The organism is Caproicibacter sp., from assembly GCF_046707225.1.
In the GTDB taxonomy this organism is placed as follows: Bacteria; Bacillota; Clostridia; order Oscillospirales; family Acutalibacteraceae; genus Caproicibacter.
In genome coordinates this window covers 56,998-82,911 of record NZ_JBJKOP010000029.1, presented here as the reverse complement: position 1 = coordinate 82,911, position 25,914 = coordinate 56,998, and the positions used below count along the sequence as shown (strand labels likewise).

The 25,914-nt window shown below is 53.7% G+C and carries 30 protein-coding genes; 1 reads left to right on the top strand and 29 read right to left on the bottom strand.

Translation table 11 applies throughout. From position 1 onward, the window contains the following. Positions 1–12: 12 nt before the first annotated feature. The 21 genes from ACLQ3M_RS05335 to ACLQ3M_RS05235 all read right to left on the bottom strand — a co-directional run bounded on the left by ACLQ3M_RS05335 (position 13) and on the right by ACLQ3M_RS05235 (position 18,328). Positions 13–744, bottom strand: coding sequence for a Stp1/IreP family PP2C-type Ser/Thr phosphatase (locus tag ACLQ3M_RS05335; RefSeq protein ID WP_411676663.1), 732 nt, complete (start codon positions 742–744; stop codon positions 13–15). After that, positions 725–1,774, bottom strand: coding sequence for a 23S rRNA (adenine(2503)-C(2))-methyltransferase RlmN (rlmN, locus tag ACLQ3M_RS05330; RefSeq protein ID WP_411676662.1), 1,050 nt, complete (start codon positions 1,772–1,774; stop codon positions 725–727). Before rlmN ends, ACLQ3M_RS05335 begins: the two co-directional genes overlap by 20 nt. A 9-nt stretch (positions 1,775–1,783) precedes the next feature. Continuing rightward, positions 1,784–3,118 carry a 16S rRNA (cytosine(967)-C(5))-methyltransferase RsmB gene (rsmB, locus tag ACLQ3M_RS05325; RefSeq protein ID WP_411676661.1) on the bottom strand — a complete coding sequence of 445 codons (1,335 nt, stop codon included), beginning with the start codon at positions 3,116–3,118 and terminating at the stop codon, positions 1,784–1,786. Further along, positions 3,118–3,825, bottom strand: coding sequence for a zinc metallopeptidase (locus ACLQ3M_RS05320; RefSeq protein WP_411676660.1), 708 nt, complete (start codon positions 3,823–3,825; stop codon positions 3,118–3,120). The genes rsmB and ACLQ3M_RS05320 overlap by 1 nt, the downstream gene beginning before the upstream one ends. 14 nt (positions 3,826–3,839) lie before the next feature. Further along, positions 3,840–4,766, bottom strand: a complete 927-nt coding sequence (fmt, locus tag ACLQ3M_RS05315) for a methionyl-tRNA formyltransferase (protein WP_411676659.1) — start codon at positions 4,764–4,766, stop codon at positions 3,840–3,842. A 2-nt stretch (positions 4,767–4,768) separates the two neighbouring features. Continuing rightward, entirely contained in the window at positions 4,769–5,260 is a 492-nt protein-coding gene (gene def / locus ACLQ3M_RS05310) for a peptide deformylase (RefSeq protein ID WP_411676658.1), read from the bottom strand. Positions 5,261–5,275: 15 nt separating this feature from the next. Beyond that, positions 5,276–7,723, bottom strand: a complete 2,448-nt coding sequence (priA, locus tag ACLQ3M_RS05305) for a primosomal protein N' (RefSeq protein ID WP_411676657.1) — start codon at positions 7,721–7,723, stop codon at positions 5,276–5,278. A 26-nt stretch (positions 7,724–7,749) separates the two neighbouring features. After that, the gene (locus ACLQ3M_RS05300) at positions 7,750–7,968 is read right to left on the bottom strand and encodes a DNA-directed RNA polymerase subunit omega (protein WP_411676656.1); all 219 of its coding nucleotides are present in this window, start codon (positions 7,966–7,968) and stop codon (positions 7,750–7,752) included. Beyond that, the gene (gene gmk, locus ACLQ3M_RS05295; RefSeq protein WP_411676655.1) at positions 7,965–8,573 is read right to left on the bottom strand and encodes a guanylate kinase; all 609 of its coding nucleotides are present in this window, start codon (positions 8,571–8,573) and stop codon (positions 7,965–7,967) included. The genes ACLQ3M_RS05300 and gmk overlap by 4 nt, the downstream gene beginning before the upstream one ends. Continuing rightward, the gene (gene remA, locus ACLQ3M_RS05290) at positions 8,563–8,838 is read right to left on the bottom strand and encodes an extracellular matrix/biofilm regulator RemA (protein WP_083209995.1); all 276 of its coding nucleotides are present in this window, start codon (positions 8,836–8,838) and stop codon (positions 8,563–8,565) included. The genes gmk and remA overlap by 11 nt, the downstream gene beginning before the upstream one ends. A 21-nt stretch (positions 8,839–8,859) precedes the next feature. Then, positions 8,860–9,738, bottom strand: a complete 879-nt coding sequence (locus ACLQ3M_RS05285; RefSeq protein ID WP_411676806.1) for a YicC/YloC family endoribonuclease — start codon at positions 9,736–9,738, stop codon at positions 8,860–8,862. Between the two features lie 189 nt (positions 9,739–9,927). Further along, entirely contained in the window at positions 9,928–11,328 is a 1,401-nt protein-coding gene (locus ACLQ3M_RS05280) for an oxaloacetate decarboxylase subunit alpha (protein WP_411676654.1), read from the bottom strand. Positions 11,329–11,340: 12 nt separating this feature from the next. Then, on the bottom strand, positions 11,341–11,745 hold the full coding sequence (locus ACLQ3M_RS05275; RefSeq protein ID WP_411676653.1) for a biotin/lipoyl-containing protein: 405 nt from the start codon (positions 11,743–11,745) through the stop codon (positions 11,341–11,343). Positions 11,746–11,772: 27 nt separating this feature from the next. After that, positions 11,773–13,128, bottom strand: a complete 1,356-nt coding sequence (locus ACLQ3M_RS05270) for a carboxyl transferase domain-containing protein (protein WP_411676652.1) — start codon at positions 13,126–13,128, stop codon at positions 11,773–11,775. A 110-nt stretch (positions 13,129–13,238) separates the two neighbouring features. Beyond that, the gene (locus ACLQ3M_RS05265) at positions 13,239–14,039 is read right to left on the bottom strand and encodes a pseudouridine synthase (protein WP_411676651.1); all 801 of its coding nucleotides are present in this window, start codon (positions 14,037–14,039) and stop codon (positions 13,239–13,241) included. A gap of 16 nt (positions 14,040–14,055) precedes the next feature. Beyond that, complete coding sequence (locus tag ACLQ3M_RS05260; protein ID WP_411676650.1) at positions 14,056–15,204, bottom strand: D-alanyl-D-alanine carboxypeptidase family protein; 1,149 nt, start codon at positions 15,202–15,204, stop codon at positions 14,056–14,058. 47 nt (positions 15,205–15,251) lie between these two features. Continuing rightward, a complete protein-coding gene (gene ytfJ, locus ACLQ3M_RS05255) occupies positions 15,252–15,686 on the bottom strand; it encodes a GerW family sporulation protein (protein ID WP_066644081.1) in 435 nt (144 codons plus the stop codon). 2 nt (positions 15,687–15,688) lie between these two features. Next, a complete protein-coding gene (locus ACLQ3M_RS05250; protein WP_411676649.1) occupies positions 15,689–16,333 on the bottom strand; it encodes a DUF2953 domain-containing protein in 645 nt (214 codons plus the stop codon). Beyond that, complete coding sequence (gene scpB, locus ACLQ3M_RS05245; RefSeq protein ID WP_411676648.1) at positions 16,330–16,914, bottom strand: SMC-Scp complex subunit ScpB; 585 nt, start codon at positions 16,912–16,914, stop codon at positions 16,330–16,332. The genes ACLQ3M_RS05250 and scpB overlap by 4 nt, the downstream gene beginning before the upstream one ends. Then, positions 16,904–17,623, bottom strand: a complete 720-nt coding sequence (locus ACLQ3M_RS05240; protein ID WP_411676647.1) for a segregation and condensation protein A — start codon at positions 17,621–17,623, stop codon at positions 16,904–16,906. Before ACLQ3M_RS05240 ends, scpB begins: the two co-directional genes overlap by 11 nt. 12 nt (positions 17,624–17,635) lie before the next feature. Beyond that, positions 17,636–18,328: a site-2 protease family protein gene (locus ACLQ3M_RS05235; RefSeq protein WP_411676646.1), complete on the bottom strand. Its 693-nt coding sequence runs from the start codon at positions 18,326–18,328 to the stop codon at positions 17,636–17,638. A 194-nt stretch (positions 18,329–18,522) separates the two neighbouring features. Here ACLQ3M_RS05235 and rpmB point away from each other — a divergent pair, with 194 nt between their 5' ends. Continuing rightward, positions 18,523–18,711: a 50S ribosomal protein L28 gene (gene rpmB, locus ACLQ3M_RS05230; protein WP_066644078.1), complete on the top strand. Its 189-nt coding sequence runs from the start codon at positions 18,523–18,525 to the stop codon at positions 18,709–18,711. Positions 18,712–18,925: 214 nt separating this feature from the next. On the opposite strand, the gene der is transcribed toward rpmB, so the two are convergent. The 8 genes from der to hisH form a co-directional block, all read right to left on the bottom strand. After that, positions 18,926–20,245 carry a ribosome biogenesis GTPase Der gene (der, locus tag ACLQ3M_RS05225; protein ID WP_411676645.1) on the bottom strand — a complete coding sequence of 440 codons (1,320 nt, stop codon included), beginning with the start codon at positions 20,243–20,245 and terminating at the stop codon, positions 18,926–18,928. 152 nt (positions 20,246–20,397) lie between these two features. After that, on the bottom strand, positions 20,398–20,580 hold the full coding sequence (gene rpmF / locus ACLQ3M_RS05220; RefSeq protein ID WP_066644076.1) for a 50S ribosomal protein L32: 183 nt from the start codon (positions 20,578–20,580) through the stop codon (positions 20,398–20,400). Positions 20,581–20,610: 30 nt separating this feature from the next. Further along, positions 20,611–21,108 (bottom strand): YceD family protein, encoded by a 498-nt coding sequence (locus tag ACLQ3M_RS05215; RefSeq protein ID WP_411676644.1) that lies wholly within the window; start codon positions 21,106–21,108, stop codon positions 20,611–20,613. A gap of 135 nt (positions 21,109–21,243) precedes the next feature. Beyond that, positions 21,244–21,660: a hypothetical protein gene (locus ACLQ3M_RS05210; protein WP_411676643.1), complete on the bottom strand. Its 417-nt coding sequence runs from the start codon at positions 21,658–21,660 to the stop codon at positions 21,244–21,246. Positions 21,661–21,710: 50 nt separating this feature from the next. Next, a complete protein-coding gene (locus ACLQ3M_RS05205; protein ID WP_411676642.1) occupies positions 21,711–23,045 on the bottom strand; it encodes a glucose-6-phosphate isomerase in 1,335 nt (444 codons plus the stop codon). 101 nt (positions 23,046–23,146) lie between these two features. Further along, the gene (locus ACLQ3M_RS05200) at positions 23,147–24,295 is read right to left on the bottom strand and encodes a D-alanyl-D-alanine carboxypeptidase family protein (RefSeq protein WP_411676641.1); all 1,149 of its coding nucleotides are present in this window, start codon (positions 24,293–24,295) and stop codon (positions 23,147–23,149) included. Positions 24,296–24,398: 103 nt separating this feature from the next. Then, complete coding sequence (gene hisF, locus ACLQ3M_RS05195; RefSeq protein ID WP_411676639.1) at positions 24,399–25,157, bottom strand: imidazole glycerol phosphate synthase subunit HisF; 759 nt, start codon at positions 25,155–25,157, stop codon at positions 24,399–24,401. A 2-nt stretch (positions 25,158–25,159) separates the two neighbouring features. Then, positions 25,160–25,780 carry an imidazole glycerol phosphate synthase subunit HisH gene (gene hisH, locus ACLQ3M_RS05190; protein ID WP_411676638.1) on the bottom strand — a complete coding sequence of 207 codons (621 nt, stop codon included), beginning with the start codon at positions 25,778–25,780 and terminating at the stop codon, positions 25,160–25,162. Positions 25,781–25,914 lie beyond the last annotated feature (134 nt).

Sequence of the window (25,914 nt, the reverse complement as noted above, 5' to 3'; positions counted from 1 at the left end):
CTCCTTAGCGGCTCAGTTTTCTACGACGGTCACAGTAATATTGTCGCTTCCCCCAGCCTGCTTCGCCTGGGCAACAAGCCGTCCGGTCAAATCATCCGCGTCCATTTCCTGAGCAAGGCGAAAAATCTGCTCCTCATCAACATAGTTTGTAAGGCCGTCCGTACAGATTAAAAGGCGGCTGCCTTCCGGGAACGGAACCTTGCAGTAATCAGCCTGAAGAAAGGAATCGACTCCGAGCGCCCGGGTGATGACGTTCTTCTGCGGATGCTTTTTCGCTTCCTGAACGGTCAAGTCTCCTTTATCCACCAGCTCCTGAACCATGGAATGGTCGGTGGTCAGCTGCCGGATTCCGTCCCGGGTTATCAGATAGGCGCGGCTGTCGCCGGCATGCGCGATACGGGCCACGCCGCGGGACACCACCGCGACCACAACCGTGGTCCCCATTCCGCTCAGGGCTTCATCGGCGCCTGCGCGGTCATGAACCGCGTCGTTTGCGTTCAGGACCGCTTCCGAGATCAGATTTTGGATCTCCTCTTCACCGATCTCAGCGGAATATCCGGTCAAAATCTGTTCGGAAATGCGGTCAACGGCAATCCCGCTGGCAACGTCGCCGCCGTTCGCTCCGCCCATGCCGTCGCAGACGACAGCCCATGCCGCCCCGTCGGGAAGAATACCGCTTTTGCAGGCATCCTCGTTTGATTTTCTGACAAGGCCAATATCACTTTTACTGAAAATCCTCAACATTGGCCACCTCCTCTTTGAATCTGCGCTTCAGCTGCCCGCAGGAGGCCTGAATATCAGCCCCCAGCGTTCTGCGCACCGTCGCGGTAATTCCATGATTCAGCAAAGTCGATTCGAAAGCACGCAGCCGCTCCGACGAACTTTTATGAAACACAGAGCCTCCCACATGGTTCACCGGAATCAGATTGACATGGCAGAGAACTCCGCGCAGCCTGCGGGCAAGCTCTTCGGCGTTCTCCGGACTGTCGTTGACTCCTTCTATCATGGCATATTCAAAAGAAATACGGCGCCCTGTCAATTCGATATAGGTTCGGCATGCGCGGAGAAGCTCGTTCAGATTCCACCGGTTGTTGACCGGCATGATGCGGGAACGGATCTGATCGTTCGGCGCGTGCAGAGAAACCGAAAGCGTCAGCTGGTATTTCTTTTCTGCTAAATCATAAATTTTGTCCACGATTCCGCAGGTGGACAGAGAGATATGACGCATCCCTATATTCATTCCCTCTTTTGAGGAAACAAGATCTAAAAAGCGGAGCACCGCTTCGTAATTATCCAGGGGCTCGCCCATGCCCATCAAAACGATATTGGAAATTCTCTCCCCCGCGTCCATCTGTGCGGTCTGGACCTGCGAAAGGATTTCAGAGGCCGTCAGGTTGCGGGAAAAGCCGCTTTTTCCGGTGGCGCAGAACGCGCAATTCATTTTACAGCCGACCTGAGTGGAAATACAGACGGTACGGCCGTGGTGGTAGCTCATGAGTACGCCTTCCACCATTTCTCCATCGTTTAAGCGAAACAGGTACTTCACCGTATCGTCCAGTTCAGAGCAGTATTTTCGCTCGATCCGGGCGGCGGCTATGTAATACTCGGCCGCCAGTTGGTCGCGGAGTTTTTTAGGCAGATTCGTCATTTCCTCGAAATCGGAAACGCCCTTGTGAAGCCAGTTGTAAATCTGTAACGCGCGAAAAGAGGGCTGGCCGGCAAAAGCCGTTTTCATTTCATCCAGCGTCATCGATTTCAGGTCCGTACGATTCAAAATATCCTCCTATTTTTTGCGAAACGCCGCAACAAAAAATCCGTCCGTGCCGTGAACATGCGGCAGAAACGTCATCTGATTTTCCGGCTCCGCCACAGCACGCGGAAAACGCTCCGGCAATGAAATTGCCTTTGGCAGAAACTCCGGATGCTCAGAGAGAAAACGGTCGGCGACCCGCCCGTTTTCTGCTGGATTCAGCGTACAGGTACTGTAGAAAAGCGTTCCGCCGCTTTGTAAAAGTTCGGAAGACTTACACAGAATAAGGTACTGCAAATCAGGCAAACTGTCAATAGGGTCCGGTGATTTAAAGCGTATCTCCGGTTTACGCCTGATCACGCCGAGACCGGAGCACGGAACATCGCACAGAACCCGGTCCGCCTTTTCCGGGTTTTCCTCGGGATGCGCGGCGTCCCGAACCGAAGCCATGACGCAGGAAAGGTACAGCCGATGCGCCCCCTCGCGGACTAACTTGACTTTTTGCGGGTATTTATCATAGGCAAAAATCTTACCGCGGTTCTCCATCCGTTCCGCAAGGGTAAAGGTCTTGCCGCCCGGCGCGGAACAGACGTCCGCCAACGTTTCCCCCGGCTGAGGGTCAAGCAGGGCACACAAAATCTGGGAGGAAAGGTCCTGAATATGGAACAGCCCGTCCCGGTAGCAGCCGCTTTCCGCAACGTCGATACCCTTTCGAAAACGCAGCGCGTGATCGGGCCACGAGAGGCTTTCCGCGCCCGTTCCCTCTTCCCGAAGCCTTTCGATTAATTGTTCCTCCCCGACGCGGGTATTATTCACCCGGGCGAAAAGTTCAGGCTTCTGCGCCATCCCTTTCAACAGTCCCAGTGCCGTTTCATCTCCGTACGACCGGCTCCACAGCGAAATCACCCATTCCGGACACGAGTATTCCACGCTGAGCTTCCGAACAGAGTCCGTTTCCGGCGGAAACGGGGGAATTTTTGCGCCGCTTCTGAGAAAGTTCCGAAGGACGGCGTTGACAAAGCCGGCCGCCCGCCTCGCCCCGCAGGTTTTCGCCAGATTGACGGATTCGTTGACCGCCGCCGACGGTGGAATCTTTGACAGATATAAAATCTGATATACGCCGATCCGGAGAAGTTCGAGCGCAACCGGCATGATTTTTTTCAGCGGGATGCTGGAAAAACGGCTGATCACATAGTCCAGCGTAATTCTTTTTTCCAGTACTCCGTAAAAAATCGTTGTTGTAAGGGACCTTTCCCGCGGCTCCAAGCGCAGGCCGGAAAGAATATGATCCAACGCCAGATTGGAGTAAGCCCCTTCCGAGTCGACGCGGAGAAGAGCTTTCAGCGCCGCTTCACGCGCACTTGTCATCAGCGGCGGCCCCTTCTGTCGCCGGCGATCAGGACAAAACGGAGAAGCGTAAGCAACGCCGTAAAACTTGCCGCCAGATAAGTCATTGCGGCCGCGCGCAAAACCTTTTTTGCTCCCTCCAGCTCATCCGGGTAAAGAATTCCGGCATCGTTCAGCGCTCGAATCGCGCGCGAGCTCGCGTTGAATTCGACCGGCAGGGTGACAAGCTGAAACAAAACGACAAGGCTGTACAAAATGATTCCGGCATAAACGATGAAGTCATACTGAACGGGCAGAATCAGCCCGATAATGATCAGCGGCATGGAAAGATGGGAGCCGAAATTGGTCACAGGCACCAGCGCCGCCCGGATTTTATTCGGGAAATAGCCTTCCGCGTTTTGAATCGCGTGGCCCGCTTCGTGCGCCGCAACCCCGACCGCCGAAATGGAAACGGAGGAATAGACGGATTCCGACAAACTGATGGTATCGTTCCGCGGATCAAAATTGTCGGTAAGATTTCCCGTGACCCGTTTGATGAAAAGCCGATTGACTCCGCCGAAACGCGCGACGCGCGACGCAGCCTCTTCGCCGGTGATCTGATTCATCGTGCGCACGCGGGAATACTTCGCGAAAGTCGAATTCACCCGCGACTGTGCGATCATGGTGACGATGAGCGCAGGCACCATGATCCAGAAGTATGTAAAATTGAAATAATAAAAACCATACATTCCGGCTTCCTCCTTTATCCGTTTCCTAAAATCACGCCTTCGGCGGGATGTCCCCGCAGAAAATCCGAGCCTTTCATTCTTTTGCCGCCCTCCGGCTGAACCTCCAAAAGCTCAAGCACGGTACCGCCGCCGCAGACGGCCTTCAGCTCCGCGCCCGGAAGAATCTGCCCGGGAACGCCGCTGCTTTTCCCCGCCGCACGGGTTTTGTGCAGCTTCAGCTTTTTTCCTTCAAAAAGCGTACTGGCGCCCGGCCACGGAGACAATCCCCGCACCTGGTTGTGAATCCGGTCCGCCGTCCGGCTCCAGTCAACCGGCGACAGCGCTTTACTCAACATCCCGGCATAGCTGGATTCCTGATCGTTCTGCGCGACGGGAGTAATGCCGCCCTTTTCCAGAGCGTCCAGCGTGCGGACAATCAGCCGGGCCCCAATTTCGGCAAGCCGCGCGGTCAGTTCGCCGGATGTCTCATACGGGCCGATTTCCGTGCGGTCCTTCATCAGAATATCGCCGGTATCCAGCCCTTCCGCCATTTGCATCGTTGTAACACCGGTCACCGTTTCTCCGTCCAGGACCGCCTGCTGAATCGGCGACGCCCCGCGGTACTTCGGCAGCAGGGAAGCGTGAACATTCACGCAGCCCAGGCGCGGAAGCTCCAAAATGCTTTTCGGCAGAAGCTTTCCGTATGCCGCAACGACGATAACATCCGGCCTGAGGCGGGCAATCGCCTTCTCCGTTTCCTCTCCCCGAAGAGTATCCGGCTGGAACACCTCTATTCCGTTTTCAACCGCCAGAACCTTAACAGGCGGTGACTGCAGAATCTGTTTTCTGCCGACCGGTTTGTCTTTCCGGGTAAAGACCGCCGCGATTTCATGTCCTGCTCCGATCAGTGCCGAGAGAGAGGGAACGGCAAATTCCGGGGTTCCCATAAAAACAATCCTCAATTTCAATCCTCCGAAGAATTCATATGTTCCAGTTCTTCCTTCGTCAGCATCCTGATTACATGAGTCAGGAATAAAATTCCGTCCAGATGGTCGATTTCATGGCAGGAAGCCGTCGCCAGAAGGTCTTCCCCCTCATATTCAAAAAATTTTCCGTTGCGGTCCTGCGCGCGAACTTTTACGTGCTTGGGCCTCCTGGTAATCCCCCATTTTCCAGGGATGGAAAGGCAGCCCTCCATGGGCTCCTGCTCCCCCGATTTTTCAAGAATCACGGGGTTGATCAGCTCGCGCACTCCCTTGCCGTCGCCGACATCAATGATTACGGCCCGGCGAAGGACCCCAACCTGAATCGCCGCCAGCCCCACGCCGTTTTCTTCGCGAAGCGTATCCGCCATATCGTCCAGCAAAGTCCAGAGACGTCTGTCGAACTTTACAACCGGGCGGCATTTCTTATGAAGAAACGGATCTTCATCCGTTATAATGTTCCGTATTGCCAATGTTATTCCCCCATCTTATAAAATAGTTTCCGGGTTCATATCCGGAAATACCGTCACATCCGAATAGTTCCTGTCGGATGAAAAGCGAATCAGCAAATCGGAAATCATTCTGCGGATCCGCTTATTGTCGCGGCACTTTAAGATCAGCTTGTAACGATACCGGTTGCTGACGCGCCCGACCAGAGCGGGAGACGGGCTCAGCACCCGCAGCGGCTGGTCCGCGTAATCCTCCCTCGCCATCCGGCATAACAGCGCAAAAAAAGCTTCGCTCGCCGCGCGGACCCTTTCTTCTCTCCTTCCGACAAATCCGATCACGCAGATGTCGGAAAAGGGAGGGTACAGCAGCGATTTTCTCAGAGCGATTTCCCTTCTGTAAAACTCTGCGTAATTCTGGTCCGCCGCGAGGCGGATAATATCGTTTTCCGGGGTAAAGGTCTGGATGACGGCTCTTCCGGTGAATTTTCCCCGTCCCGACCGGCCGACTACCTGCGTCAGCAGGTCAAACGCCCGCTCGTAGCTTCGGAAATCGTCACCGTACAGCGATTGGTCTGCCGATAAAACCCCTACTAAAGTAACATTTTCAAAGTCAAGCCCTTTCGCAACCATCTGGGTTCCGACAATGATATCATATGCTCCTTCAGAAAACTGTTTCAGCTTTTTGTCATAGGCAAACCTGGTCATCGTCGAATCCGCGTCCAGCCTTAAAATCCGGGCTTCCGGCAGCAGCTCCGCCAGCTGCTGCTCCGCGCGCTGAGTCCCGAATCCCGAATAGCGCATCTGCTCTTCATGGCAGTTCGGGCACTCCCGCGTGAACGGAACCGAATATCCGCAGTAGTGACACATCAGGCGGTTGTTCGCCGCATGGTATGTAAGAGAGATGCTGCAGTTCGGACAGGTCGCAACATGCCCGCACGACCGGCAGGAGACAAATGTATTATACCCCCTTCGGTTCAGCAATAAAATGGACTGCATCCCGTTCTGAAGGTTTTCCTGCAGCGACTCCGCCAGAAGGCCGCTGAGAATTCCGGCGTTGCCCTGTTCCGCCTCCCCGTTCATGTCGACCACGTCGACCTCGGGCAGGCGCGCGGAACCGTAGCGCTCGGAGAGGACATTCAGGGTATATCTGCCCGCCTGTGCGTGATAGTAACTTTCAACGGACGGCGTGGCGGAGGCCAAAACCAGCAGGCACTTGTGGTAGGCGCAGCGGTATTTGGCGGCCTCGCGGGCATGATAGCGGGGAGATGATTCTGATTTGTAAGTGCCCTCCTGCTCCTCATCCATGATAATGAGCCCGAGATTCTGAAACGGCGCGAACACCGCGGACCGGGTGCCTACGGCAATGGAAGCATCCCCGTTCCGGACGCGCTTCCATTCATCCAGCCTTTCGCCGAGGGACAACCCGCTGTGGAACACCGCGACCCCCGCGCCGTACCGGGCATGGAACAGGGAGATCGTCTGCGGCGTCAGAGAAATCTCCGGAACCATGACGATGACGCCCCGTCCGTCTTCCAGAACACGGTCGATCAGCCGCATAAAAACCTGTGTTTTTCCGCTGCCCGTGACTCCGTACAGAAGCGAAACTCCTCCCTGACCGGCTCGGTACTGCCTGTACAGGTTTCGATACGCCTCGTCCTGTTCTGCAGTCAGCTTTGCCGGCGGTGAAGCCGACCTCTCCGGAACGTCGCCGTATGGATTCCGGTATACCTCCGCGTCAAAATACTGGGCGGCTCCCTTCTTGACCAGAGCGTCCACTACCACTGGAGTAACGCCGGAAAAATAACAGATTTCCTTTAACGAGGCGCATCCGGCGCCTCGCAGTACTTCAAGAGCGCATTTTTGCCTTGGGGTCAGTTTCGGCAGCTCCTGCGGATCCGTAAAGCGAACCATCTTCCGGGTGGCGTCCCCAACCTTTCGGAACGTCACGCTGTTTTTTTGAAGCAGGCCCTTTCGAAGCATTCGCTCCGGAAGGCTGCTGTCCGCCGCAAGTCCAACGTCACGCAGAAGCTTGTCGCGCCGGACCGCCCTCCTTCGGGACAGATAAGCAACGATTCTCGCTTCCTCTCCCTCCTCCGCTCTGGCGGAAATTTCGCCGGCGGGCCCGGCCAGAAGGTATTCCGTTGTGACCTGAAAAAGGATGCCCGCCGGAAAAAAGAGCCTTGCCGCGTCAAAGAGCGTGCAAAAGGTATGCTCTCCGATCCAGGGAATCATCTGAAGTGCCTCCGGCGTCAGGAGAGGCTCTTTGTCCAGTACGGAATCAATGGATTTCAGCTCTTGATCCGACTCTCCCTCCCGCTCCGTCCTTTCCAGAATCATTCCCTGCCGTTTGGAGTTTGCAGTGCCGAACGGAACAAGGACACGGCAGCCTTCTTTTGCCTCGGACAGCAGAGAAGCCGGAATTCGGTAATCAAACGGTTTATCAAAATGATAAACCGTGTTCTCCACCGCGACTTTTGCGACGGCCACGGACATCCTCACCTTTCAGGCATTTTTCAGTCTTCCGTGTCGTCGCTCGCCGTTGTTTTTTCAATCATGGTAAACTCATGGTTCACGTATTCCTGAACTGCTATCTCCACCGGCTTTTTCTCCAGTACTTCCCGGTTTTTTTCCGCAGTCTCCGCAATTTCACGCGCTCTTTTTGCGATGGCAACCACAAGGGAGTAACGGCTCTGGTCCGGCGTCAGAATTAAATCGGCAATCGGCTTAATCATTTCTTCAGGATCCTTTCAATCAATTCTTCATTTCTGCTGGTTTTGTTTTTCTCCGCGTGGATGATTGCTTGAATCTGTGCCACCGCGGATTCAACCGTATCGTTTATGACAATATAATCGTAGTGAACGGCTGCCTGAATTTCCCGGCGCGCGGCCTGCAGACGGCCCCGAATTACTTCTTCCGTTTCCGTTCCGCGCTGACGCAGGCGGTGCTCCAGTTCCTGCAGGGAAGGGGGAAGAATAAAAATTCCAACCGCATCCGGCCTTTTTTGCTTTACCTGCGCGCCCCCCTGAACTTCAATATCCAAAACGACGTCCAGACCCTGAGCAGTCCACTCTAAAATAGGCGTGAGCGGCGTACCGTAGCAATTCCCGCAATACTCGGCGTTCTCCAGCATTTTTCCATCGGCGGTTATTTCATGAAAGCGTTCCCGCGTCAGAAAAAAATATTCCTTTCCGTCCGTTTCGCCCGGCCGCGGCGCGCGCGTTGTGGCGGAAACGGAAAAGCGGATACCCGGGTTCCCCGCCATAAGGTTTTTCACCACCGTTCCCTTCCCCGTGCCCGAGGGGCCTGAGAGAATCAGCAGAAGCCCTTCATTCGTCATCCTCGTCGAGCTCCTCTTCCGAAAGTTCGTCGCGGTCATTCAGGCGGTTGGCCACTGTCTCCGGCTGAACGGCTGACAAAATCACATGGTCGCTGTCCGTGATGATAACCGCCCTGGTTCTGCGACCGTAGGTAGCGTCAATCAGCGCCCCGCGCTCCTTGGCGTCCTGAATAATACGCTTGATCGGAGCCGATTCCGGGCTGACAATGGCAACCAGGCGATTGGCGGAAACCATATTGCCAAAACCGATGTTGATCAACTTCATAATAATCCCCTTTTGCTTTTTCTATTCGACGTTTTGGACCTGTTCACGGATTTTTTCTATTTCAGCCTTCATGTCTACAACCAGATGAGCAATTTCGGCGTCAACACATTTGGAACCGATGGTGTTCGCCTCCCGGTTCATCTCCTGGACCAGAAAATCGAGCCTGCGGCCGATTGCCTCACCGGATTCCAACATGGAATGAAACTGGCTGATATGGCTGCGCAGACGAACCGTTTCCTCCGCCACGGAGACCTTGTCGGCGTAAACCGCGGCCTCCGTCAGAATCCTCTGCTCATCAATGTTCACATCCGTCAGCATCTCATGCAGCCGCTGGAGCAGCTTTTCCCGGTATTCCGTCACCGTTTTCGGCGACCTTTCCTCCACCTGACCGACAAGCTCCAGAACCGTTTTGGTCCGGTTCAGGAAATCGTCTTTCAAATGGCTCCCCTCCGCCTGCCGCATTGCGGAAAAGGACTGGAACGCTTCTTCGGCAACCCCACGGACGGCCGCCCAAATTTCCTCCTCATCTTCAGGAGCCTGATGCACCGTAAAGAGGTCGGCATAACGGGCCACCGTCATCACCGACAGGTCGTCGCGCAGGCCGTAGCGCTTTTGAAGATCGCGCAGAGCGGCAATGTAACCCGACGCCAGGGAATGATTGACCAGCACCTCGGCATCAGCGCTTTCCAGTGTTTCAACCGAAACATAAAGGTCGATTTTTCCCCGCGCAACCCTGACCTGAAGAAAAGACTTCAGCTTGGCGTCCAGAAAACCATACCCGCGGCTGATGCGGGAAGAATAATCGAAATACCGGTGATTGACGGATCGGATTTCAACCGCGATATCCCGCCCGCCGACGATTTTTTCACTTCTGCCAAAGCCGGTCATGCTCTTAATCAAACTTATCATCTCATCTCTGTATTCTTCCTAAATGAATCATAGTGATAATGAAAAAAACTTATTCAGAAACAAATCATAATCCTATTTATTTTATCAGCTTTCCGACCATATTGTCAACTGCGGTTCCAAAAAGCCGGAATATAAAAAAACAGCCCCGTGAAAAAGAAACACGGAGCTGAAAAATCAAACTCAGACGGGATGAATCATTTCCTTCCGATCGGCATGTTTTCCGTCAATCCCGTACTTTTTTTCGGCACGCTTTTTAAAGAAGTCCGTCGCAACCTTCGGGAACTGCGCATAGGAAAGCACGTCTTCCTCCTGTTCGGTCCACTCGGCGCATTCCTTTCTCAGGCTTTCGAGCTCCGGTTTGAGAAGATCCGCCGGACGGCAGGTGATCCGCGGAGCGTCCCCGATTATTTTTTTGGCGAACGCGTCATCGACAGGGACGGGAGTCGTCCCGTATTTCCCGGCGACCAGATCTTTGAATTCATTGGTGCACATCTTATACCGTTCTCCGGTAATGACATTAAACACCGCCTGTGTGCCTACAATCTGGGAGGTCGGCGTGACCAGCGGCGGATACCCGGCGTCTTTGCGAACGCGCGGAACCTCTTCCAGAACCGCTTCGAACTGGTCCTCCTTGCCCGCCTGCTTTAACTGCGACAGCAGGTTTGACAGCATCCCGCCCGGCACCTGATAAACCAGAGCTTTCGTATTGGTCGCAAGCATTTTGGGGTCAATAAGCCCGCTTTTAATATATTTATCGCGCAGAATCATGAAATACTCGCGGATTTCATTGAGAAGAATCAAATCAAGCCCCGTGTCATACGGCGTGTCTTTGAGAGCGGCGACCATGGATTCCGTCGGCGCATGGGACGTACCCAGCGCGAGCGGCGACATGGCGGTGTCCAGCAGATCCACTCCGGCCTCCACGGCTTTGAGTTCGCACATGGAAGCAAGACCGGACGTATAGTGCGTATGCAGCTGAACCGGGATCTTTACCGCCGATTTGATTGCCTTGACCAGGTCATAGGTCTTATACGGCGTCAGAAGGGCGGCCATGTCTTTAATGCAGATGGAGTCCGCGCCGGCGTCCTCAATTCTTTTCGCGTAATCGACATAATACTCTTCGGTAAATACCGGGCCCGTCGTATAGGAGATTGCCACCTGGGCATGAGCGCCTTCCTTTTTCGCGGCCTTGATAGCTACGTTGAGGTTTTTGATGTCGTTGAGCGCGTCAAAAATACGGATAATATCGATGCCGTTGGCAACCGAACGCTGTACAAAATACTCCAGAACATCATCCGCATAATGACGGTAACCAAGCATATTCTGCCCGCGGAACAGCATCTGCAGCTTGGTGTTGGGGCAATTTTTACGGATGATTCTCAAACGCTCCCACGGATCTTCATTCAGAAAGCGAAGGCAGGCGTCGAAGGTAGCGCCGCCCCAGCACTCCAGAGAATAGAAACCCACCTGATCCATTTTGCCAAGGATCGGCAGCATGTCGGAAAGCGGCATGCGGGTTGCCAGCAAAGACTGGTGCGCGTCGCGCAGAACAACTTCTGTAATTCCAATTTTCTTATTCATTGCTCAGCCCCCTTACTGGAGGGTAACAAGGGGGGTCCCGCTCTCAACGCTGTCCCCTTTATTCACCAGAACGGATGCGACCTGCGCGTCATGCGGCGCCATAATCTCGTTTTCCATCTTCATGGCTTCCAGAACAACCAGGACATCGCCCTTTTTGACACTCTGGCCCGGTTTTACGTTTGCCGAGACAATAGTCCCGGGCATCGGGCTGGAAATCGTCTCTCCGCCGGCAGGCGCCGCTGGCTTCGGAGCAGGCGCGGCCTTTGCCGGAGCGGGAGCGGCCGCTTTGGGTGCGGGAGCGGGAGCAGGTGCAGCCACGGGAGCAGGTGCAGCCGGTGCGGGCGCCGCAGTTGCGCCAAGTTCTTCCACCTGAACGTCATACGCCGTACCATTTACCGTAATTCTAAGATTTTTCATACTGATAGATCCCCCTGTCCTTCTCAATTAAAGCTGAATATCGGCATGCTTTTTCGGCAGGGTGGATACCCGTTTTCCGCTGAGCATGTCCAAACCCGCCAGAATTTCCGCGCGCGTTTTTTCCGGAGCAACAACTGCTTCAATGATTCCATCCGCTGCGGCTTTTTGCGCGGAAGCTTCTGTTTTTCTGTACTCTTCAATCAGTTTTTTCCGGTCTTCCACCGGATTTTCCGACCCGGCAAGACGGTCGTTCCAAAGGAAAACCGCTCCCGTTTCCGGAGAAATCGCCGAAACGACGGCGTCCGGCCATGCCAGTGTAAAGTCCGAGCCGGCCCCTCTTCCCGCAATGGCGATATAAACGGGGCCGTACGCCGAGCCGGTCACAACCGTGATCTTTGCGGTCGTGGCTTCCGAATAAGCGCTGGAAAGCTTGGAAGCTTCCCGAAGCGATTCGAATTTTTCCGCATTCACAATTGTAATAACCGGAATGGAAAATGAATCGCAGAACCGCAGAAAGCGCGCCGCCTTGGAGCAGGAATCGGGATCTATCACGCCCGAAAGGGCCGTAAAGCCCGCGACGGAACCGCCCATATAGGCCAGCCCCGTTACTGCGGAACAGCCGAATTGGGGGCTAAGCTCCAAAAATTCCCCGCCGTCGCAGATGGAGCCGATCAATTTACCGGCGTCCGTTTCGCTCGCGGAGGGAGTCCCCCCAGGAGCTCCCGCGCCCTCGGACAGCAGCGCGGAGGACAGATTGTTGGATGGAAGCATGGAAAGAAGTCTGTGCGCGGCCTTAATTGCTTCCGTTTCATCCGCCGCGGCAATCTGGCACAGGCCGAGCTTTTCCGCTTCTTTTGCCGTACCGTCCTCGCCGTTCGTCGCGATGGTGAGTTCCCCCTTGTCCGACATCACGACAAAGTCCGCTCCGGCAGCGATCATCGCCGACGTGCCCGTGCAGGGACCCAGGACCACAGAAATCTGCGGCACCACGCCGGAAAGATTGTTGGCGTGCAGCAGAATTTCACCGTAAGCCTCGAGGATGTCTCCATTCTCGTTCAAACGCCCTCCGGCGGAATCAAAAATGCCCACGACCGGAGTTCCTGTTTTGACAGCCAGATGATAAATCTTTTTTATTTTGGAGGCCTGTGCTTTCGACATGGCTCCCCCATCTACATCGCTGTTCTGAGAAAAGACGCAAACCGGGCTTCCCTCCACAGTGCCGTAACCAACCACCGCTTCCGCATACCCGCCCTGAGATTTCGCAAGGCCGTCTACCTCATGAAAGCTTCCATCGTCAAGCAGCGAAACAATACGCAGATAGCCCTTGGTGTGCTTCATATCCTGCCCCGACTGCGCTGTTTCGGCATGACCGACATTCTTCATTTCCATTCCTCCGTTTTCGAGATTTCCCACCTGTTCAAGAAAAAAATAATTGTATTCATTATAAACGATTCCCAGTTAATTGGCAAGTCATTCTTGCCCCGGGAGCGGATTTAACGGCCTTTCCCGCCTCTTGGAACAGGATTTCTTTTCTCGCGCGAAGATTTTGAAACGGAAGTGGCTTTCCGAACCGGAGCAGCCGGCCCTGTCAGGCGCCGAACCTCTTCACCGGTCAGCAGACGCCACTTTCCGGGCGGAAGCATGCCGAGCTTTAAAAAGCCGACTGCGGTACGGCGCAGACGCGCAACATCCAGTCCAAGCTGCTCGCACATTTTCCGGATCTGACGGTTCCGCCCTTCTCTGAGGATAATCTCCAGCACGGCTCGCCCGGGTTCCTGAGAAAGAACATGCACAACGGCGGGCGCCGTTTTTCTTCCGTCGATCACCATTCCGGTTGACAGCTGAACCAGCTGTTCTTCCGTTACTAAAGGACGCACGGTTACACGGTATACCTTCGGAACATGATGCGACGGATGCATCATCGAGTTGGCAAACTCACCGTCGTTTGTCATTAGAAGGAGCCCCTCCGATTCCCGGTCGAGCCTGCCGACCGGGAATACGCGTTCCGGCACATCCCGCACCAGTTCGGCCACGCATTTGCGGTCCATTTCGTCACTCATTGTGGTGATGTATCCCCGAGGCTTGTGGAGCATCAGATATACCCTTTCCACCTTGGTTTCAAGCGGTTTTCCATCCACGGTAATCCGGTCCCTGCCGGGGTCTGCCCGGCCGCCTATTTCAGCGACAACGCCGTTTACACGGACTTTGCCCGCAAGGATTAATTCTTCCGCTTTCCTGCGGGAAGCGACTCCGGCTTCCGAAAGCAGTTTCTGCAGTCTGATTTTTTCGCCCAATTGATTTGCACATCCTTCAGACCGAAAACAAAAAGCGGATCCGGTCCCATAGTTTTTCAAAGATATTCTTTTTCACCGCTTGGCGGGAAACATCCCCGCTGGCTAACAGCTTTGTGGTCGAAACCGTGCCGGTTTCGTTTTGATACCGGACAAGCCCGAGAATCTGCCCCCGCTTGACCGGAGCATATAAAAACTGCGGCAGTTCAACCGTGCGGCGAAGGTTCTGCACCTCGTCGGGCGGCAGGAGCGCGGCTGCACCCGCCGTGCCCAAAACCGAAACGCTGCCCGCGTTCCCGCCGACCACGGGGAGATTCAGACGGAATTCAGAATCATCCGCCTGAAAACGGGTCAGTCTGGAAAACCCATAATCCAGCAGCTTTTCGTGATCCTCCCAGTCGTTCGGATCGCTAAGGGTAACGGCAACCAACTGCACACCGTCGCGCTGCGCTGCCGAAACAAGGCAGCGTCCGGACTTTTTTGTAAAACCTGTTTTGACCCCGTTGCAGCCGTCGTACATGCTTAAAAGCTTATTATGATTCGTATAAGTCACGGTTCGGTCGGGGTCGGAAAACCGGACCCGTATTTTTTTCTGCGATACGATCCTTGCGAATTCCGGATTCTTCAGCGCCGCCGCGGTCAGCTTCGCCAGATCACCCGCCGAGGAATAATGCTCCGCATTATCCAGCCCGGACGGGGTGACATAATGTGTTTCGGACAGGCCTAGCTGAGCCGCCTTTTGATTCATGAGCGCAGCAAATCTTTCAGTGGAGCCACCCACGGCGATCGCGGCGGAATTTGCCGCGTCGTTTCCCGACACGGAAAGCATCCCTTCCGCAAGCGCGGTCAGAGTGAGCTTATCACCGGCTTTCAGCCCCATGGAGGATCCTTCCACGCGAACCATTTCCGGCGTGATCAGCACCGTCCTGTCATTTCGAGAAGCGGCTTCCAGGGTAAGAAGAGCCGTCATGATTTTTGTCGTGCTCGCAATCGGAAGCTTTTCATGACTGTTTTTTTCATACAGGGCCCGCCCGTCGGCAGCGCTGATCACCACAGCCGATTTTGCCGACACGGAGGGGGAAGTCTCAGCGCCGGCCGGGCAGGAAAAAGAAGCCGCCGTCAGGGCGGCAAGGAAAATAGAAATCGCTTTTTTTAACAAATCAACCACCTGCCGGTTTATTTATATGCAGGCGGTTGATGCGATACCATTCAATTTTAGATTTGGGGATCCCCGGCCATTTCTTCGGCCGGAACGGAATGCTTTTCCGTTTTCTCTTTTTTGCCGTCCTTATGGAATACGGAAGACACCTTGTCGATCAGCTCGGGGGCCAGATCGATCATGCGATCTACCGATGTGTTGCCGGGGTCGACGCGCAGCAGCTTGACGCCCCCGTTCGAAATTGTTAAAAACGCAACCGGATTAATGGTGACGCCGGCACCGGACGCGCCGCCAAACAGCTGTTTTTCGGGGGCTTTCCCCGGAAAATCGGACCCGCCGGAAGCAAAACCGTAACTGATTTTTGAGATAGGGACGATCACCGTCCCGTCCGGCGTCGTAATCGGGTCGCCGATCACCGAATTTACGTCTACCATTTGTTTGATTTTTTCCAGCGTTGTATCCATCATGCCTTCAATCGGATGGTCAGCCATTATTAAAGCACCGCCTTTTCTTTCTGATCCGGATGTCCGGATTTTTTTCTATATTTTAAATACACTTTGATAAAGCCAGTCAGAGCCGACAGCGCGGCGGAAAAGAGAAAAAACAGCCTGACCGTGGCCCGGACGCGAAACCTTACTCTGTTTTCTCCATTTTGAAAATCCGGAGCGACAGTAACATTCCGCTCTTTGCAGTTTGCGACGGAAAGCAGAGCCGTCAGCGCGGTCGATACGGCACCGCATGCTCTTCCGTAGTTCAAAGCCGTTTGCGCAGCGTCGTCTCCGCCGACGGTAAGATCAAGGGAGAGCTTTCGGACTATCGTGTGGGAAAGCAGTTTCTTCGCACTTGTGTACGCCACACTGGTAAACGCCTTCAGAAGCTCCAAAAAACCGCCAAGGCCCTTCTGGCGAAATAGCTCTTTTATCTTAGAGGGTTTTTCTTCGGGCGCAGGTTTCTCCTTCTTCTGTACCTTTGGTTCGGTCGGCTTCTCCTCCGGACGGGGCAGAAGGCGGTAGTGCAGAAAAAGGAATCCAATCCGCGCGGAAAATTCCTCTTCAAAATTTGCCTCAACAAAAACGGAACAAAAGAGCAGCACCGCAAACAGAGAAAGAACAATTCCCGTTATGATCAATCCGGTCATTCGGCTGTTCCTTCTCCCTGCTGAAGAACTTCTTCCCGGCTGCCCTCAGCGTCCGTTTCCTCCTGAAGCTGCTCCTTCTGCGGCTGCGGCAGCTCGGCAAGGGAAGAAATTCCGAGGCACCGCAGAAAATCCGTGGTGGTGCCGTAAAGAAGCGGACGGCCCGGCAGTTCCAGTCTGCCCCGTTCTTCGACCAGGCCTTTTGAAACGAGGCCGCTGATGACCGCGGAGCAGTCCACCCCGCGCACCTGTTCCACAAACGCCTTAGACACCGGCTGGTTGTAGGCAACGACAGCCAGCACCTCCAGCGCCGCCTGAGTCAACGGCATATTGCGGCGGATTTCAAGCGCGGCGCGCACCGCAGCGGCATGTTCCGGGTTCGTGCACATCTGATACCCGCCGTCCAGCCGTACGATACGGATTCCTCCATGCTCGGTGCGGTACCGGTCCGCAAGGTTCTCCAGCATCTTGCCCGCCGTCGCCCGGTCTATTTCCAATGCTTCCGCGATGCGGTCAAGAGAAACCGCTTCCCCACTGGCGAACAGAATCGCTTCAATGGCCCCCTGAAGCTTTTTAATCTCCATGCTTTACACCGCCGTTTATCAGTTTCACTTCCGGATTTCGTTCCCCGTTCAGGTGGACCCGCTTTCCTTTGATCAGTTCCAGAACGGCGAGAAAGGTCGCCACACGTTCCGAGTGATCCAGGATGCCGTCAAATAAAGCCGTATAGCTCTGAATGCTCCTCTGCCGGAGCCTGCGCAGCACAAAAATGATACGCGAAGATACGGAAACAATCCTGTGGGAAACAATCGCGGTAAAAGCCTCCTGAGGCGGAGGAAGAAAGCGCTTCCCCCGGCCCGCCGCGCTCAGATACGCCGCATAAAGCTCCCGCGGAGTATGGTGGCCCCGGTATCTGCGGTCCGGTTCGATTTTTTCCGGCTCACGGGGATAAGAGTCAAAGCTGAACCGCTCCCCCAGCATGGCGGCCACACGTTTGCAGTCCCTGTACTCAATCAGCTGGCCGCTCAGCTCCCGTTTAAGCTGTTCGGCCTCCTCATGCTTCGGCAAAAGCGAAACGGTCTTGATATAAATCAGTCTGGCGGCCATTTCCAGAAATTCGCTGGACACGTCCATTTCCTGTCCCCGCATCGCCTCTACCTGCTCCAGATATTGATTCACCAGTTCTGTAATTTGTATGTCAAAAATGTCGAGCTTGTTTTTTGCAATCAGCGTCAGGAGCAAATCGAGAGGTCCCTCAAACGTTTCCAGTTTATAACATATTTTATCCATCATTGCACAATATATTTATACAAGTCCGAATAACCGGTACGGAAGAAGCGAAAGCCACTCAACACCGTTCATTCCCAGGTTTACCAGCGCCCAGATGGGCCCGTCAAGCATTCCGCTGAACAGGACGACAAACGCAACCATGACAATGATATTCTGGTAACGGTAATAGTTATACAAAGCGCGGCTGGAAAGAAAGGCACCAAGAATTTTCGAACCGTCGAGCGGAGGAATTGGCAAAAGGTTGAAAACCGCCAGCGCAACATTGATATTGATGTATGCCGAAAAGAAAATATACAGGAAACTCGGCATGGCGACTTTGCCTACAAAGATCAGGCCGAAGTAAATCAGTCCGCCCGCCCATGCAGCCAGAAAATTGGCGAGCGGCCCTGCCACGGCGGTCAGCGCCATATCTCGTTTCGGATTTTTAAAATAGCGGGAGTCGACCGGAACAGGCTTGGCCCATCCGAAGCCGAACAAAAGAAGGAAAAGCGAGCCGATCGGGTCAAAGCTCGCAAGAGGATTCAGTGTCAGGCGTCCGCTGTATTTCGCGGTGTGGTCGCCCAGTTTTCCGGCAGCCCAACCATGCGCGAATTCATGCAGGGGAAGAATGCAGAAAATAATGAACAGCGTTGCAAAAATCTGGGAAATGACAGACATCAAATCCACGGATCCGCCGGAAAAAAGATTTCTTAATAGATCAATCAGCATAAACATTCTCCTTACTTTGCTTATGATTATAATACGGAGAGGATAAAAAGGCAAGCGGCGCATGGATTTTCGGGCAAAACCGGCAAAAACACTTTTTTCAGCGGAAAAACAGGAAAAAAAGCTTGCATTTGCAGGATAAATCTGATAACATAATACTGTTGCGATGAAAAGCCCTTTAAAGGAGGTGCAGACCTATGGCAAAATGTGAAATCTGCGGCAAGGACATTGCTTTCGGCATCAAGGTATCCCATTCTCACAGGCGTTCCAACCGTACCTGGAAGCCCAATGTAATGCGTGTCAAGGCGATCGTTAATGGTTCTCCCAAACGTATTTACGCCTGCACCCGTTGCCTTCGTTCCGGCAAAGTGACCCGCGCTGTCTGATGCTGACCTCGTTTTCTAAATAAATAATAGAAAAGTAAAAGGAACCGTGATTACGGTTCCTTTTTTCATGCCGTTTCCCTTGAGGTTTCCTTCGGGAGTGCGAATAATTTCATAGCCGATTATCAGAAGGCCGTGTCGACAGAAACATCTGTCGATGCGGCCTTTCTAAACAGATCAATATCGGCTATGTCGCGGCAAAAGGCATGGCGGCGCTCTATTTTTCGCCGCGCTCGCGGATCAGGAAACGGATCGGGGTTCCCTCGAACCCAAAGGTATCACGAATCATATTTTCCAGAAAACGCTGATAGGAAAAATGGAACAGTTTCTTGGAATTGACAAAAAACACAAAGGTTGGCGGCTGAATGGAAACCTGGGTCATATAGTAAATCTTCAGCCTGCGTCCCTTATCCGTCGGCGGCTGAACCCTCGCGACCGCCTGTGCCAGCACTTCGTTCAGCATCCCGGTTGCAACGCGGCGGGTATTGGACGCCGACGCCTCCCGAATCGCCTGGAACAACCGATCCAGCCTCTGGCCCGTCTTCGCGGAAATAAAAAGAATCCCGGCGTACGACATAAAGGAAAAATCTTCCCGCAGCTTTTTCTCGTACGCGTTCATTGTATAACCGTCTTTTTCTACCGCGTCCCATTTGTTCACGGCAATGACGCAGGCCCTGCCCGCCTCATGAGCCATGCCGGCAACTTTGGAATCCTGTTCCGTAAATCCGACGGTGCCGTCGATCATAATGACGCACACGTCCGAGCGCTCCACCGCCATCTGCGCGCGCAACATGCTGTACCGCTCAATATTATCGTCCACCCTGCTTTTGCGGCGAAGGCCCGCGGTATCAATCAGAAGAAAACGGCCGAATTCATTTTCCACGGCGATGTCCACCGCGTCACGCGTTGTTCCGGCCACGTCGGAAACAATGCAGCGCTCTTCACCGGCAATTTTATTGACCAGCGACGATTTTCCGGCATTCGGCTTGCCGATCACAGCGACCCGGATCATCTCATCGGGCCCCGCGTCGCCGTTTTGATCCGGAAATAATGAAACCACGCGGTCCAAAAGGTCGCCGGTACCATGTCCGTGAACTGAGGACACCCCAACGGGGTCGCCCAGCCCCAGATTGTAAAACTCGTAGAATTCGGCCGGCGGATCGCCGATGCTGTCACATTTATTGACGCACAGCACGACGGGCTTTCCGCTTTTCATCAGCATGGCGGCGATCTCGTGGTCGGCGGCAACCGGCCCGGTGCGAACATCCGTCACAAAAACGATTACGTCGGCCGCTTCCATTGCAAGGCGCGCCTGCGCCCTTGTCTGAGCAAGAATCACATCCTCGCCCGGTTCGATGCCGCCCGTGTCCACAATGGAAAACCGACGGGATTCCCATTCGCTTTCCGCGTACACACGGTCACGAGTCACGCCGGGCGTATCATCTACAATGGAAAGGCGCTGCCCCGCAAGTTTATTAAAAAGAGTCGACTTGCCGACGTTCGGCCGGCCGACTATCGCGACTACCGGTAAAGCCATAATTGATTACCCCTCCCTGCTTATCATTTTTTCCAGCCCCCGAAAAACTATGAATCGGGGAATTTTGCCTTGGTCCGGCATTTTGGGCAGTCCCGCAGACAAAAAAGAAGAGAAGGATTGCTCCTTCTCTGACTTTCTAAAACGGAAACGAATTACGCTTCCTTTTTAATTACTTCCCTGCCATTGTAGTAACCGCAGTTGCCGCATACTTTATGCGGGACTGTCAGTTCTCCGCATTTCGGGCATTTTACCAGAGCGGGCGCGCTAATTTTCCAAACATTGGAACGCCTTTTGTTCTGTCTGGCGCTCGACTGTTTTCTTTTTGGTACCGCCATCCTCAGCACCTCCTTACAAGATCTATTCCATTAATGAAGCAGTTTTTCCAAAACTTCCAGCCGGGGATCCGTGGGATGCCCGCCGCAATCGCAGGGCCCCTCATTCAGGTTTTTCCCGCAGATCGGGCACAGTCCCCTACAGTCGTCGCTGCATAAAAATTTGGTCGGAAGTTCAAGCAGAATATCTTCCCGCATCAGTTTGTCCAGATCCAGTTTTTCATCCCGAACCTCGATAAACCGGTCGTCGTCCTCGTTGTTTTCAAGAGAACGGACAAGAACATGGGAAAAAGCAAAATCATAGTGCCTGTCGATCCGTTCCGTACAGCGGTCGCATGGAATTGAAAAATCGAACGAAACGTTCGCCTTCAACCTTGCGGAACCATCACGGCTCTCAACGATACCTTTCACCGCCACCGGGGAAACAAACGGAAAAACACCGTTTAATCCGGTAGAAGACAGGTCCATGCTGTAATCGAATGAGCAACTTTCACTTTCCTGAGAGAATATTTTTTTTAAATCCAGCAGCATACTCCACCTCGGCGCTACAGTTCTTAATTATAGAGATTTTTCCCTCTTTTGTCAATAAAAATTTATGGGTTCGGTTTTTTTCCCAAGAAAATGTGCCGGAGCACTGGTCTCCGGCACATTTTTGTCGCTTGACCCTCAGACCACAGCGGAAACCGCCTTGATTTCCTGCGGCAGAATACTCTCGTCCGCAGAAATCAAAAGTGTAATTTTAATGTTGGACAGAGAGGATAACGCATCCATTTTCTCCGCGAAAGAGGTGAGGCCGCTCATATCCTGTCCGATGATTTTCAGCGTGGAGTCCACATAGATATCCGTTACGTCATAGTTGCCGGCGCAAATGCCGCAGATAAACCCGCCAAGTGCATCCGCTCCCTGAATCCCGTATTCATCAATATCAATCAGCCGTACGTCGTGGGAAATATCATAGGTCAGTTTATTGCCCTTTTCAATCACAACGACATTGCCGCTGGATTTCGAAACCGATTCGTTAGCGCGCTCAATCAGCTTTTTGGTTTTTCCGGACCCCTTTTTTCCTACGATAACATTAATCATGATGATGCTCCTCCTATATAATTTTTGCGTCCCCGGTAAAACAACCGGGCTTATTTCAGTCGGGCTTCCAATACAGCTTTTTCGTTTTCATAACCCGGCTTGCCCAAAAGAGCAAACATGTTTTTCTTGTAGCTTTCCACGCCGGGCTGGTCGAAAGGATTGATCCCCAAAAGATAGCCGGAAACGGCAACCGAACGTTCAAAGAAATAGATCAGTCCGCCCAGGGATTTTTCTGAAAAATCAGGGACTCGGATGACAATGTTGGGAACGCCGCCGTCCGTATGGGCAAGCACCGTACCCTCAAATGCCTTTTGGTTGACAAAGGACATTTTCTTCCCCGAAAGGAAATTCAAGCCGTCCGCATTGTCGGCATCTTCTCCGATTGTGAGGTCGGCGGCCGGTTTGTCGACCAGGACCACGGTTTCAAACAGGTTTCGCTTTCCCTGCTGAATATACTGCCCCATGGAATGCAGGTCGGTGGAGAACACGACAGAAGCCGGGAAAAGCCCCTTGCCATTCTTTCCCTCGCTTTCTCCGCAGAGCTGCTTCCACCATTCGCACATCATCTGAAAACGCGGTTCATAGCTGACGAGGATTTCGGTCTCCTTCCCCTTTCGGTACAGGATGTTCCTGGCCGCGGCATACAGACAGGAATCGTCGGACGCGGGATCGCCGGTCAGTTCGGACCGCTCTTCGGCGGCGCCTGCCATCAGTTCGCCGATATCGGCGCCTGCCACCGCGATCGGCAAAAGGCCGACGGCAGTCAGAACCGAATATCTGCCTCCGACGTCGTCCGGGACGACGAAGGTTTCAAATCCTTCGCGGTCCGCAAGCTGTTTCAGCGTCCCCCGGGCACGGTCGGTTGTGCAGTAAATCCGTTCCGCAGCGCCCTTTTTGCCGTATTTCTTTTCCAGCAGGCCGCGGAAGACGCGGAATGCCACCGCCGGCTCCGTGGTGGTGCCGGATTTGGAAATCACATTAATAGAAAAGTCCTTCTCCCCACAAAGCTCCAAGATTTCAGAAAGGGCGGAAGGACTTAAACTGTTGCCGGCAAAATAAATCTGAGGGCCGGCTTTTTTCAGGCTGTTGTAGTTCTGGGACTGCAGATACTCAATCGCAGCACGCGCCCCAAGATAAGAGCCGCCGATGCCGATGACTACAAAGACTTCCGAATCGGAACGGATTTTATCCGCCGCAGCACGAATGCGGGCGAATTCTTCCCGGTCATATTTTACCGGCAGATCCAACCAGCCCAGAAAGTCGCTGCCGGCGCCGGTCCCGTTAGAAAGCGTTTCTTGCGCAAGACGTACCTGAGGAGCGATTGCCGTAAATTCACTATCGTCGATAAAACCTGTTAGATGGTGCAAATCAATTTTAACAGACATTTCTTTTCCCCCTACCTATTGCAGTTCTTGCAACTATATTTTACAATAGGCGGGCTGAGTTTGCAAGGCGGATTAACATTATTCAGGAAAAATTAAGAATTTTACGGGTCCATCATGGCCAAACGGAGCAGCAGGAAGAACGCCGAGGTAAACGTAATCGCCTCCACCGCTTTCTTTGCGCGGATTTCCGATTCCTTTAAAACCTCATTATTCAACGAATAGGTGATTTTACCGAGCACCTGCCCTTCCTCCACCGGCGCGCGAATTTCGCTGTTGAGAGAAACCTTGGATTTCACATCCCCGGCCTTTCCCTTTGGAACCAGAATACTCTCATTGCTGTTAACATTGGGCTCCACAACCGCGTTCATGCCGTTTTCCACAACGATCGGCACGTTTGCTTCCGGCGGTATCTGCGGTTTGACGACCGACCAGTTGGCGAAGCCGTAATCCAGCAGGGTTGAAGCTGCTTTAAAGCGGTCGGATGTGCTGGAGCTTCCGAGAACCACCGCGATGAGACTGACCCCGTCCCTCTCCGCCGTCGCGGAGATGCAACTGCCAGCCTTGCCGGTTGTGCCGGTTTTCAGTCCTGTGATTCCTTTGTAGCTTTTCAAAAGCTTGTTGGTGTTAACCAACTGGGTTTTTCCACCCCTAACATTATCCATCCACGTTTTCGTGTAGTCGTAGATTTTTTTGTGCTTGATTAATTCTTTTGACATCAGCGCGATATCGTAGGCGGATGTTACATGCCCGTCTTCGTCAAGGCCGTTGACGTTTTTAAAGACAGTGTCTTTCATTCCAAGCTCTTTGGCACGCTGATTCATCTGCGCGACAAACTCGTCCTCGCTCCCCGCGACATATTCCGCCAAAGCCACCGCCGCATCGTTGGCGCTGGCAATCACCGTCGCCTTGAGCATGTCGTCCACCGTCATGCTTTCGCCAGGCTCCAGCCAGATGTCGGAACCGCCCATCGAAGCCGCGTGTTCACTTGCCGTCACGGTATCGTCCATGCCGATTTTTCCACTGTCGATCGCTTCCATCACAAGCAGCAGCGTCATAACCTTGGTAATGGAAGCGCATGCGCGCTGCTCATGATCGTTTTTCTCGTACAGGACTTTGCCGGTCTGTGCCTCCATCAGCACGGCGGAAGGCGCCTTGACTTCCTCTTCCGACATCGCCGAAGCCCCCAGCGGCAGGCTGAAAAGTACGGCCATGGCCGCAAGCAGGCAGGCCGACATTTTTTTCAACTTCATTTCCAGCACCTCCAATTTCATACTAATTCTTATGCCGTACGGGGACGTTCTATCCATAAAAAATGAGAGCCTGATGCGGCTCTCATCCCTTTTTTCTGCAATTTTATTTTCGGACCGGAATTCCGCGCTGCGAAAGGTAGTCTTTCAGATCCGGAATCCGGATTTCACCAAAGTGAAACAAAGACGCCGCCAGCACGGCATCCGCTTTTCCGCGGGTAAAAGCGTCATAGAAATGCTCCGGCTTCCCTGCTCCCCCGGATGCAATCACCGGAATGGAAACCTTTTCGGATACGGCCGCGGTCAGTTCCAGATCATACCCGTTTTTCACGCCGTCGCAGTCCATGCTGGTCAGCAGGATTTCCCCCGCGCCGCGCCGCGCCGCTTCCTGCGCCCACTCTACGGCATCCATCCCCGTGTTAACCCTGCCGCCGTTGCGGTAAACCGCCCAGCCGCCCTCCGCGCGCCGCTTCGCATCGATTGCGCAGACAACGCACTGGCTGCCGAATTTTTCGGCTGCCGCGGAAATCAGGCCAGGATTCTGAATTGCGGCGGAATTCACGGAAACCTTGTCCGCCCCGGCACGGAGCAGAGCCGTAAAATCTTCAACCGTGCGGATTCCGCCGCCGACAGTAAACGGAATAAAGATGCTGTTTGCCACCTGCCCGACCAGGTCGATGATAATGTTTCTCGCGTCCGAGGAAGCGGTGATATCCAAAAAAACCAGTTCGTCCGCGCTCTGCCGGTCATACTCCACCGCAGCTCTCACCGGGTCGCCCGCGTCGCGCAGATTGACAAACTCCATTCCCTTGACCACACGACCGTTCTTTACATCAAGGCATGGAATAATTCGTTTCGCGTACATCGTCAGCCCTCCGATTTCAGCGGCAGGGCAAAATTTCGGAGCATCCGCAACCCCGTCGCCCCGCTTTTTTCCGGGTGAAACTGCGTGGCAAAGACATTGCCGCTGTGGATTGCCACATCCAGTTCCGCTCCATAATCCGCCGTGGCGGCAACAAGACCGCGGTCGTCGGTTTTTAAGTAATAGGAATGGTCAAAATAAACAAACGGATTTTCCTTCAAACCTTCAAATAAAGCATCTTCGCGAAACAGGTTTAAACTGTTCCATCCGATATGCGGAATTTTTAGCCCGGGGGCGTCGGGGATGCGAAGAATTTTGCTCGGGAAAACGGAAAGTCCGCGTACCCCGGGCGATTCCTCGCTGCTTTCGAACAGAAGCTGCAGCCCCACGCAGATTCCGAGAAAAGGCTTTCCGGAACGAATAAAATCCAGCGTCGGCCCCACCATTTTGGAGCATTCCAGGCAGCGCATCGCGTCACCGAACGCGCCCTGCCCGGGCAGCACTGCCGCATCCGCTTCCGCCAGGCGTTCCGGATCGTCTGTAATGCAACATTCACAGCCGATATGCCGGAATGCCTTCACAACGCTCTGTAGATTACCGGCCCCGTAATCAATGACTGCTATCATGATGTTTCCCCGCTTTCGTATGGTAATTCATTCTATCATGAAAGCGAAAAAAACGCAATAACAACTCCTGAAAATTTGGTTTTTGCCGAATGAATTGACAGAAAATCTGAAACAAGGTATGATAATTTTTAACG